This window comes from Streptomyces sp. NPDC048002, assembly GCF_040653275.1.
GTDB lineage: Bacteria > Actinomycetota > Actinomycetes > Streptomycetales > Streptomycetaceae > Streptomyces.
In genome coordinates this window covers 44167-54383 of the sequence record NZ_JBEZNL010000050.1, presented here as the reverse complement: position 1 = coordinate 54383, position 10217 = coordinate 44167, and the positions used below count along the sequence as shown (strand labels likewise).

The window sequence follows — 10217 nt, the reverse complement described above, 5'->3', positions numbered from 1 at the left end:
CCGCCGGCATCTGGCACAACTGGACCACCGGCGCCAAGATCAAACGATCTCTCATCGCCTACGACCACTGAGAACATCGGACTCACTCATCTAGCGGTAGGTGATGTCCGAGGTGGAGTACAGGCAGTTGGTGCTGTCCGGGCCGGTGCCGACCGCGGTGGTGTTGTTGTACTTCTGGCAGGGAACGACCTTGCGGCTCGAGTCGTTCAGGATGGTGATGCCGCGCAGGGTCGCCACGTCGTTGCGGTTGACGTTGATGCCGACCAGGCGGGCGGTCGAACCGGTGCCGGTCACCTCGATGTTGCTGAGGTTGACCTTGCGCGTGTACTGCGTGGAGCAGTCGCCGCAGGAGCGGTAGAGCGTCTTGAACTCGCTGACGGCGAAGTTGGAGATGTTCACCGTGCCCGGCCCGTTGTGCTGGAAGACCTTGTCCGCCGCCTTCTTGGCGCCGCCGCCGGTCACCGTGTAGGTGGACCCGCCGCGGAAGGTGGCGGCGTCCTCGCCGACGTCCTCCCACCACACGTTCTGGAGCGTGCAGTTGCCCTCGCAGTGGATGCCGTCGGCGCCGGGCGCGCCGATGATCACGTTCTTCAGCGTGGCGCCGGCCGCCAGCTTGAAGATCGGGTCCTGGCCCTCCTCCTGGCCGTCGCCGGCCAGGGCGCCGCTGCCGTAGTACCGCTTCATGCCGCCGTCGACCGTCCCGGAGACGGAGATGGTGGAGCTCACGGCCTGGCTGCTGGTGGGCGTCGGCCAGGTGGCCGCGTGCGCCGCCGGGGCCGTTCCTGTCGTGATCATGCCAAGCGTGACGCCGAGCGAGGCGGCGCCGCCCAGCAGGGCGCGTCGCCTCGTGTTCAGTGAAGTCATGTCCCGATGCCTTCTTCTGAGTGGGGGTCAGATGCGGGCGTGCGGTGGCACTGTCGACCGGCGAAGCGTGCTCCTGCTGGTCAGGTACGTGAACGACGAATGCCATGTGGAACGCCGCACGCGGACAGGGTGACCCTTTGGGGGAGTTGTGCTGCGGCTCGGTCACCCTGCTGAACGGAACGTAGGCGGTAAGCGCTTTCTGGTCAACGCTTTCGTCAAAAGAATCGAGTCGTTCCTGGTGGGAGGCAAGGGCTCTCTTCGCCAACCCTGTGGGAGCGCTTCCATGGTGAGCGTGTCCATGCCACGATGCCCTTCCCGGGCGCCCCCGGGCCGCCCCGGACCCCCGAACGCCACGACTCGTGACCAGAAGGGACAAGGACGTGCCCACCCCCACCCGCACCCCCACCGGACGGCCCGCCACCCTGTGCGCGGCGCTCCTGGCGCTACTCGCGACGCTGTTCGTCAGCGCACCCGCCGCCTCCGCCGCACCCGCCGCCTCCGCCGCCCGCGCCGACGTGGTCCCCGCCGCCACCCTCACCGAGGTGACCGGCTTCGGCGCCAACCCCAGCGGACTCCAGATGTACGTGTACGTCCCGGAGAGCCTCACCGCCGACCCCGCGGTCCTGGTAGCCGTGCACTACTGCACCGGCTCCGGCCCGGCGATGCACTCCGGAACCGAGTACGCCTCGCTCGCCGACCGGTACGGGTTCGTCGTGGTCTACCCCTCGGTCACCCGCGCGAGCAAGTGCTTCGACGTCTCCTCCCCGCAGGCCCTCACCAGGGACGGCGGCAGCGATCCGGTGGGCATCAAGTCCATGGTCGACTGGGCCGTAGCGGCCTACGGGGCCGACACCTCGCGGATCTACGCCACCGGCATCTCCTCCGGCGCCATGATGACCAACGTCCTGCTCGGGGTGTACCCGGACGTCTTCAGCGCGGGCGCCGCCTTCGCGGGCGTGCCCTTCGGCTGCTTCGCCACCAGCGACGGCTCCGAGTGGAACAGTGCCTGCGCGGGCGGCACGATCGACCGCACCCCGCAGGAGTGGGGCGACCTCGTCCGCGCCGCGTACCCCGGCTACTCCGGTCCCCGGCCCCGTATGCAGCTCTGGCACGGCACCGAGGACGACGTCCTGCGGTATCCCAACTTCGCCGAGGAGATCGAGCAGTGGACGAACGTGCTCGGCCTCGGTCAGACCCCGGCCGTCACGGACTCGCCCCGGGCGGGCTGGACCCGCACCCGCTACGGAGGCACGGGCGACCAGGCCCCCGTGGAGGCCGTCAGCCTCCAGGGCATCGGCCACAACCTCTACAGCTACGGCGTGATGGGCCCGCTCGCCATCACCTACTTCGGTCTCGACGCCGACGGACCCGCGCCCCAGCCCCCGGCCGGCCCCTGCAAGGTCGGCGTCACCGTCAACGCCTGGAACACCGGCCTGACCGCCTCGCTGACGATCACCAACACGGGTACCACCACGGTCAACGGATGGCAGCTGGGCTTCACCCTGCCCGCGGGCCAGACCCTCACCAACGGCTGGAACGCCACCTACGGGCCGTCCTCCGGAGCGGTCACGGCGGTCAACGCCTCCTACAACGGCACGATCGCCCCGAACGCGAGCGTCGGCATCGGCTACCAGGCCACCCACACCGGCAACGGAGCGGCGCCCGGAGCCTTCACCCTCAACGGGAGCGCCTGCACCCTCGGATGAGCCGCGCGGCCGTCGGGGGTGCAGGCGCTCCCGACGGCCGTGACGCCTCCGGCTAGACCGCGTCCTCGCGGACCGGGGATGCCTCCGCGGAGACGGGAGCCTCCTTCGCGACGGGTGCCTCCTCGGGGAGGGGAGTGCCCTCGGGGGCCTCGGGGGCCTCGGGGGCTTCAGGGCTGGAAGTCCCCTTCGAGGGAAGGTGGTTGAAGATCAGGTTCAGGACGATGGCGGTGAGGCAGCCGGCGCTGATCCCGCTGTGCATCACGGTCTGGAACCAGTCCGGGAACTCGTCGTAGAGCGTCGGGACGCCGATCGGCAGCACGCCCATGGCGACCGAGACCGCCACCACCGTCAGATTGTTGTTGCCCTTGAAGTCGACCTGCGCGAGGGTCCGCAGGCCGCTCGCCGCCACCGTGCCGAACATCACCAGACCCGCGCCGCCCAGCACCGGCGCCGGTATCGCGGCGACCACCGCGCCCAGCTTGGGCAGCAGCCCCAGCAGGACGAGGATGCCGCCGGCCGCCGCGACCACCCAGCGGCTGCGCACCCGGGTCATGCCCACGAGGCCGACGTTCTGCGCGTACGCCGTGTACGGGAAGGTGTTGAACACGCCGCCGAGCACGGTCGACAGGCCGTCGGCGCGCAGTCCGTCGGACAGGGAGCGCGAGTCGACCTTGCGGTCCGTCATCTCGCCGACCGCGATGAAGTCGCCCGTGGTCTCGGTCATCGTCACCAGGGCCACCACCAGCATGGCGATGATGGCCGACGCCTCGAAGGTGGGCGCGCCGAAGTGGAACGGCGTGCTGATGCCCACCCAGTCCGCGTCCGCGACCCCGTCGAAGTCCGTGAACCCGAACGGCACGGCGACGGCGAGGCCCACGACGATGCCGACCAGGACCGCGATCCGGCTCAGGAAGACCGGGGCGAAGCGCTGCACGCCGACCACCACCGCCAGCACGAACGCGGCGAGCGCGAGGTTCTTGGGCGCGCCGAAGTCCTCCGAACCGGCGCCTCCCGCGACCCAGTTGCCCGCCACCGGCAGCAGGGAGATGCCGATGATGAGGATCACCGTGCCGGTGACGAGCGGCGGGAAGAAGCGCAGCAGCCTGCCGAAGACCGGGGCCAGCAGCACGATGGCGAGGCCCGCGACGATCACCGAGCCGTAGATGGCGGGCAGCCCGCCGCCCTCAGTGCCGATGATCACCATCGGGGAGACGGCGGCGAAGGTGCAGCCCTGCATGATCGGCAGCCGGACGCCGAAGCGCCAGAAGCCGACGCACTGGATGAGGGTCGCGATACCGCACACCAGGAGGTCCGCGGTGATGAGGTAGGCCAGGTCCGCGGGCGACAGTTTCATCGCGCCGCCGACGATCAGGGGGACGGCCACGGCGCCCGCGTACATCGCGAGGACGTGCTGGAGGCCGAAGGCGGCCAGTTGGCGTACGGGTGGGACTTCGTCCACGGGGTGCGTCGTCATGGTGCGAGACCGTAGGCGCCTTGAACAGTTTGTTGATTTCGGCGCTGTTTCCGGTGGGTGTCCCGCCCACGGAGTTCCCCGCGAGGGCGCTTGCGGTCCTAAACGGCCCTCCCGCGCGCGGCGTCGAGCAGGGACTGCCAGTCCGCCAGCTTCACCACGCGCCGGCCCAGCGAGGCGCCGAGTTCCGCCTCCGCGCGCTCGATGGAGCGCCAGCCCTCCCACGGCACCGGTTCGAGGCCCCCGGCCCGCAGCGCGTCCAGCGGGTCGGCGGGCACGGACCGGCCCGCGAGGGCGGGGGCGTCCTCGATCAGGGAGGTCACCGTCTCCTTGGCGCAGGGTCTGTTGGTGCCGATGACCCCGGTCGGGCCCCGCTTGATCCAGCCGGCCACGTACTCGCCGGGGGAGACGGCGCCGTCGCGCAGGACCCGGCCCGCCGAGTGGGGCACCGTCGCGGTCGCCGGGTCGAACGGGAGTCCCTCCAGCGGCACTCCGCGATAGCCGACCGAACGCAGCACCAACTGGGCCCGGATCACCTCGAACCGCCCGGTCCCCGCCACGCCGCCCCGGCCGTCCGGCGCCGTCCGCTCGAAGCGGACGGCCCCCACCCGGCCCTGCTCGGCGAGGAGTTCGACGGGACGCAGGAAGAAGCGCAGCCGGAGATGCCGGGCCGCCCCCGAGGGCGCCGCCCCGGACCAGCCGCGCAGGACCTCCACGTTGCGCCGCTGCGCGCCGGGGAGGCCGGCCGGGTCCGCCCAGGCCGGGTCCGCCGCCGCCTCGGCCGCGTCCACGGTGACGTCGGTGCCGGGCAGGGAGCCCAGTTCGCGGAGTTCCTTGGTGGTGAAGCGGGCCTGCGAGGGGCCGCGCCGGCCGACCATCGCGATGTCGGTGACCCGGCTCGCGGCGAGCGCCGCCAGCGCCCGCTGGGGCATGTCCGTCGGACTCAGTTCCGCCGAGCCCCGGGCCAGCATGCGGGCGACGTCCACGGCGACGTTGCCCACCCCGATCACCACCGCCGACCGGGCCCCGCTGACGAATCCGTCGTCGGCCGCGTCCGGATGGGCGCTGTACCAGGAGACGAACTCGGTCGCCGACCAGCTGCCCGGCAGCTCCTCGCCCGGGATACCGAGGTGCCGGTCGGTCGCCGCGCCCACGCAGTACACGACCGCGTGGTACAGCTCCAGGAGTCGCGCGGCCGGGACCCCGTCGGGGCCGATCTGCACCCCGCCGAGGAACCGGACGCGCTCGTGCTCCAGCACCGCGCGCAGGTTGTTCTGAAGGGACTTGATCTTCTCGTGGTCGGGCGCCACGCCGTACCGGACCAGGCCGTACGGGCAGGGCAGGCGGTCCAGGACGTCCACCCGGACGGCGGGATCCAGCTGGACGAGACTCTGCGCGGTGTAGCACCCGCTCGGCCCCGAGCCGATGACGGCGACATGCAGCACGGCGGAACTCCTCACCCGTGGGATCTCAGGAGAGCGCTGGTGCTTCCAGCATCGCACCCGGCGGGCTGCGCTGACAGAGTGCCGACAGTGAGTGGCCGTGCGTGTTCGTTTGTATGGAATGTGATCATGCGGTTACGTTCCGTGTGTGCTAGAAGCATCCTTTCTTAATCTTTCTGATCGTTGTCCGACGGATGGCCAGGTGTCCGTGTGGCCCGCGTGGGAAGTGCGGGAGGGCGCGGGTGCGACCTCGTGGTTCCAGGTCCGCCTCGCGTTCGCGGACGGTGCCCGGGTCGAGGCGCTCGCCGTGGTGTCCGCCGGCGGGTGCGTCTCCATCGAGGACGTACGGGCGCAGCCGGCGCTGTCCCTGCACGACCTGTCGGTGCTCGCCGACTGGATCGAGGAGCCGCTGTTCGAGGCCTGCGGGCTGCCGGACGAGCCCTGCGAGGGGGCGGACGGCGTCGAACTCGGCCACGAGGCGGCCGGTACGGGGCGCCGGGCACGGCCCGCGTGGCCGCGCGGCGCGGAGGGTCGGTGGCTGCTCGCGCAGGAGTACCGGGCCGCTCAGGAGGAGGGTTTTGACCCCGTGCTGGCGGTGATGTGCGCGACCGGGCACAGCCGCCGCAAGTCGCTCAGGCTGATCGCCCAGGCCCGGGACGCGGGGCTTCTGACCCCTCGGCACGCCCGGCGCTGAGGTCGCGGCCGGGCGCCGGTGGCTCGTCGCCGGTCGCGAAGAACCGTGACAGGTCGGAGCCGCCGCACGGGCCGGGCGGGGCGTCGGGGTCCGGCGGGAGGCCCGTCTCCCGGTCGAGCCCGTAGCGTTTGAACAGCTCGGCGCGCAGCACGCGCAAGGGCATCGGCACCCCGGGGACCACGGCCGCGTAGACCGCGCCCATGAGCAGCGCGCGCAGCATCGGGTAGTCGGCGTCGACGTCGGGGGAGCCGTACCGGACGCAGGTGTCGCGGAGCAGTTCGGCGAGGCGGCGCTGTTCGGGGCACTGGACGAAGCCCTCGGCCTGGAGCAGGCCCGCCATGTGCTGGCGCATCAGCACGGGGTGGTCGCGGGCCAGCCCCAGGATCGCGTCGACCGCCCGCGCCATCCGCTCCCGGCCGTCCTCGGTACGCGGCTCCCGCTCCAGGGCCTCCTCCAGCGTGCGGTGCATCAGCCGGTGCACCGCGGACTGGACGAGCTGGCGCTTTCCCGGGAAGTAGTACGAGACCAGACCGCGCGCCGAACCGGCCCGGTCCGCGATGTCGCCCAGCGTGGTGGCCTCGTAGCCCCGCTCGCCGACCAGTTCGAGCGCCGCCTGAAGAAGCCGCTCCCGAGAACGTCGCCGCAGTTCTTCATTGACCGAGGCGCTGCGCGGGGACATGCTGTACTCCTGCGTTGACTGGCTGCCAGCCAACTATAATCGGCGCAGCCGGTCGGCCGCTGGGCCGTCCGGGTTTCGGGTTGCCGCCTGCCTTGGGCGACACGGGGGATCGCCCAAGGGGGCGTGCGACTTCCCCCGATGGTGGCCCGGGGCGACCGGTCAGGCGCCGATGCCCGAGTCCGCGCGCCGGTCGGCCCACAGGCGCTCCACCAGCTCCGGAACCGGCCGCAGCCCGTCGGGCCGTTCGGACACCGGCAGGTGGTCGACGAAGTGCACCGCGCACCCCAGTGCCGCGGCCCCGCCGTCGGCCCGGCGGTCGTCCCCGACCATCAGGACCTCGCCCGGATCGGCGCCCAGTTCGGCGCAGGCGGCCCGGAACAGCCTGGGGTCCGGCTTCTGCACCCCGTGCTCGAAGGACAGGACGTAGGCGTCCACGTACCGGTCGAGGCCGTGCTCGCGGAAGACCGGGCGCAGGTCCCAGCCGATGTTGCTGACCACGCCGACGCCGATCCCGCGCTCGCGCAGGGTGCGCAGCACGTCGGCCGCGTCCGGGTAGGGCTGCCAGGACTCGGGCGCCATGTGGCGGTCGTAGAGGAGGTCGTGCAGGCCCGTGTCGGGCAGCGGCACGTGCCGGGACAGGCCGGTGTACGCGGCCCGGTGCAACTCCCTGCTCTTGTCCCGTACGCCCCAGACGCTCGCGACGTCCTCCGGCAGCCAGGACGGGTTCGCCCCGCCCGGCAGCGCCCCCATCCGCTCCAGTGCCTGGGCGGTGGCCGCCAACTCCGCTTCGGGCAGGTCCACTTCCCGCTCGGTGAGCGCCCCGCGCAGCCAGGACTCGGTGGACTGGATCCGGAAGAGGGTGCCGGAGAAGTCGAACAGGACGGCCGTCATGTCCGCAGCCTACGGTGAGCGGATCCGCCGCGAGGGGGATTCAGTCCGCCGCGCCTTCCGGACGTCCGGACGCCCACCTGCGGTGCGCGAGCACCGCCAGGGCCACCAGCGCGGCGCCCAGCAGCCAGCCGCCGACCACGTCGGAGGCCCAGTGGACGCCCAGCCACACCCGGGTCAGTCCGACCCCGAGCACGGACACCACCGCCACCGCCACCGCCGTGCGCCACACCGTGCGGCCCACGCCGTGGCGGTGCAGCAGATACAGGAGCAGGCCGCAGACCACCGTGCAGGTCATGGCGTGTCCGGACGGGTAGGCGGAGTAGTGCGCGGAGTCGACCGGGTCGGGCCAGACGGGGCGGGCGCGGTCGACGGCGGCCTTCAGGCCCTGCTGGAGGGCGGTGCCGAGCGCGGTGGCCAGCACGAGCCAGAGCGCCGTCCGGCGCGCCGCGTGCCGCCACAGCAGCCACACGACCGCGGCCGCGCACAGGAGGCGCATCGTCCAGGGGTCCCAGACCCAGTCCGTCAGGATCCGGAATGTCTGCGTCAGCCCGGGTTCGTCGACCGCCCAGCGGTGCGTGGTCTCCGCGATGTCCCCGTCGAGGGCCATCAGGGGGTGCCACCTGGCGGCGACCAGGACGAGCAGCAGCGCGGAGCACAGGGTGAGCCAGGCCGCCCAGCGGGCGGGAGCGGGGACCGGCGGCCGGGGCGGGGAGTCGACGGACTGGGTGCGCATACTGCGATACTCGCCGACCAGGGATGCGCGAGGCCAACCCCGGGGAGCCCGTGCCGCGCTATCCGAGCGCCCGCAGCCCCGGCCCGAAGGCCACCAGCACCGGAATCACGGGCACCAGCGCACCCGCCGCCGTCAGCCGCAGCCGGCGGGCCGGGGTGAGCCGGCGCGGGGGAGTCAGCAGCCGGGTCACCCGCTGGGGCACGTGTGCCTGCGTACTGGGGCAGGGGCCGAACACGCCCCGGTCCTCGTTGAGTTCGACCAGCGCCAGCGCGGTGGTGAGACGGCCGTGGCGGCGCGAGGCCGTGTCGTCGGCGGCGAGTTCGACCAGGCGGTGCATCTCGTCGCGGAACCCGGCGAACACCGGAACCTGCGGCAACGCCGTGGCCAGCGCCGCCGAGGAATGCAGCAGCCAGTCGTGCCGGGCCCGGGCGTGACCCTGCTCGTGGGCGAGTACGGCGTCCAGTTGCCGTCCCTTGAGGCGGCGCAGCGCGGCGGTGGTGACGACGAGCCGCGGCACCGCGCCGGGCAGCCACCAGGCGTCCGGCCGCTCGCTCTCCAGGACCACCAGCCGTCCGTCCGGCCCGGACTCCTCGCCGGGCAACAGCGGTGCGCGGTCGCGGAGTTCCGCCTCCTGCCGGCCGCGCCGGGCCCGGGCCCGCGCGATCTCACGGACCAGCGTCACCGCGCTCCACACCCCGGCGCAGGCCAGCGCCACCGCGGTCACCGCGGCCCAGGGCCCGGACACCCCGAAGGCGTACGCCTCGACCACGGTCGGCGGTGCCGGCGCGAACACATGACCGCGGACCGCCTGCCATGCGGCGGCCGCGCTGAGGGTCATCGACAGGGCGCAGCACAGCAGGACCGCCGCCACCACGCACTGCCACACCCAGAGCGCCACCACCGGCTCACGGTCGGGGAAATCGGCCCGGGCGAGCACGCGGGGAGCCAGCACGGCGGTCAGGGCGCCGAGCAGCAGCAGTGCCGCGGGGACCATCATGGGAGCAGCCTATGAGCGGCGTACCGCCGAGGGGTACGGGCGGCCGCGGCAAAGTGACACAGACCACGGGGCTCACACGGTCAGCAGCATCGCGACCATGGCGATGCCCATCGACAGCCGGCAGGCCCGCGCCAACTCCGGCCGGTCGCCCAGCCGTACGGCCCCGGCGCCCGGCGCGACCGGGACCAGCCGGACGCCGGCCACCAGTACGTACCCGGTGAAGTAGAGCAGGAGCGTGCCGGTCAGGACGGGTACGCCGGCCGAGCCGTGGCCGGGGGAGGCGGCCATCGTGACCGCCATGTAGACCATCGCGCAGGCGCCGACCAGGTGGTGCAGATGGTGGGCGCCCGCCCGCGCCGCCCACAGGGCGTGCAGCGCCGCCGCGCCGAACAGCGCCGCGTACCCGGGCCAGGCCCAGGACGGCGGAGTGAACACCGCGGCCGGTACGGCCATCGCCGCCATGCCGAAGCCCATCACCGCCTCGCCGCCCGCCGCCCGGCGCTGTTCCTCGACGTCGCTGCGCAGGCGCAGCAGACAGTAGGCCCCGGTCGCCGCGCACAGCGCGACCAGCAGCCAGCCGGACGAAGCCGGTAGATGCACACGTCCTCCCCGCTCGACGGCGCCGGGCACGTGCCCCCGGACGGTCGGAGACTGCCCGGGACGGGCGGCGCGCACGCGAGCGCAGGGGGGTACGCGGGGAGCGTTCACCGGAGCGCGCGGGACCGCGGATAAATATTTCA

At 72.8% G+C, this 10217-nt stretch carries 10 protein-coding genes; 2 read left to right on the top strand and 8 right to left on the bottom strand.

Annotation, left to right across the window (positions count from 1 at the left end; genetic code table 11):
* Positions 1-90: 90 nt before the first annotated feature.
* Complete coding sequence (locus AB0E07_RS36025; protein WP_362261512.1) at positions 91-864, bottom strand: pectate lyase; 774 nt, start codon at positions 862-864, stop codon at positions 91-93.
* A 380-nt stretch (positions 865-1244) separates the two neighbouring features.
* On the opposite strand from AB0E07_RS36025, the gene AB0E07_RS36020 reads away from it, so the two are divergent.
* The gene (locus tag AB0E07_RS36020) at positions 1245-2570 is read left to right on the top strand and encodes a PHB depolymerase family esterase (RefSeq protein WP_362261510.1); all 1326 of its coding nucleotides are present in this window, start codon (positions 1245-1247) and stop codon (positions 2568-2570) included.
* A gap of 52 nt (positions 2571-2622) precedes the next feature.
* Here the strand turns inward: AB0E07_RS36020 and AB0E07_RS36015 are convergent, their stop codons facing one another.
* Both AB0E07_RS36015 and AB0E07_RS36010 read right to left on the bottom strand, forming a co-directional pair.
* Positions 2623-4044: a nucleobase:cation symporter-2 family protein gene (locus AB0E07_RS36015; protein ID WP_362261508.1), complete on the bottom strand. Its 1422-nt coding sequence runs from the start codon at positions 4042-4044 to the stop codon at positions 2623-2625.
* Positions 4045-4142: 98 nt separating this feature from the next.
* Positions 4143-5486 carry an FAD-dependent oxidoreductase gene (locus AB0E07_RS36010; RefSeq protein WP_362261506.1) on the bottom strand — a complete coding sequence of 448 codons (1344 nt, stop codon included), beginning with the start codon at positions 5484-5486 and terminating at the stop codon, positions 4143-4145.
* 199 nt (positions 5487-5685) lie between these two features.
* Between AB0E07_RS36010 and AB0E07_RS36005 the strand changes: the two genes are divergently transcribed.
* Complete coding sequence (locus AB0E07_RS36005; RefSeq protein ID WP_362261504.1) at positions 5686-6177, top strand: DUF6214 family protein; 492 nt, start codon at positions 5686-5688, stop codon at positions 6175-6177.
* Here the strand turns inward: AB0E07_RS36005 and AB0E07_RS36000 are convergent.
* The 5 genes from AB0E07_RS36000 to AB0E07_RS35980 all read right to left on the bottom strand — a co-directional run bounded on the left by AB0E07_RS36000 (position 6116) and on the right by AB0E07_RS35980 (position 10077).
* Positions 6116-6856: a helix-turn-helix domain-containing protein gene (locus AB0E07_RS36000; RefSeq protein ID WP_362261502.1), complete on the bottom strand. Its 741-nt coding sequence runs from the start codon at positions 6854-6856 to the stop codon at positions 6116-6118. The genes AB0E07_RS36005 and AB0E07_RS36000 overlap by 62 nt on opposite strands.
* 159 nt (positions 6857-7015) lie before the next feature.
* Positions 7016-7747, bottom strand: coding sequence for an HAD-IA family hydrolase (locus AB0E07_RS35995; RefSeq protein ID WP_362261500.1), 732 nt, complete (start codon positions 7745-7747; stop codon positions 7016-7018).
* Between the two features lie 40 nt (positions 7748-7787).
* Complete coding sequence (locus tag AB0E07_RS35990) at positions 7788-8480, bottom strand: phosphatase PAP2 family protein (protein ID WP_362261498.1); 693 nt, start codon at positions 8478-8480, stop codon at positions 7788-7790.
* A gap of 58 nt (positions 8481-8538) precedes the next feature.
* Entirely contained in the window at positions 8539-9477 is a 939-nt protein-coding gene (locus AB0E07_RS35985) for a M56 family metallopeptidase (RefSeq protein ID WP_362261496.1), read from the bottom strand.
* A 72-nt stretch (positions 9478-9549) separates the two neighbouring features.
* Entirely contained in the window at positions 9550-10077 is a 528-nt protein-coding gene (locus AB0E07_RS35980; RefSeq protein ID WP_362261494.1) for a DUF5134 domain-containing protein, read from the bottom strand.
* Positions 10078-10217: the final 140 nt, after the last annotated feature.

Coding starts and splice junctions, on each gene's coding strand:
- AB0E07_RS36025 (WP_362261512.1), bottom strand. CDS start 864: ATGACTTCACTGAACACGAGGCGACGCGCCCTGCTGGGCGGCGCCGCC.
- AB0E07_RS36015 (WP_362261508.1), bottom strand. CDS start 4,044: ATGACGACGCACCCCGTGGACGAAGTCCCACCCGTACGCCAACTGGCC.
- AB0E07_RS36000 (WP_362261502.1), bottom strand. CDS start 6,856: ATGTCCCCGCGCAGCGCCTCGGTCAATGAAGAACTGCGGCGACGTTCT.
- AB0E07_RS35995 (WP_362261500.1), bottom strand. CDS start 7,747: ATGACGGCCGTCCTGTTCGACTTCTCCGGCACCCTCTTCCGGATCCAG.
- AB0E07_RS35990 (WP_362261498.1), bottom strand. CDS start 8,480: ATGCGCACCCAGTCCGTCGACTCCCCGCCCCGGCCGCCGGTCCCCGCT.
- AB0E07_RS35985 (WP_362261496.1), bottom strand. CDS start 9,477: ATGATGGTCCCCGCGGCACTGCTGCTGCTCGGCGCCCTGACCGCCGTG.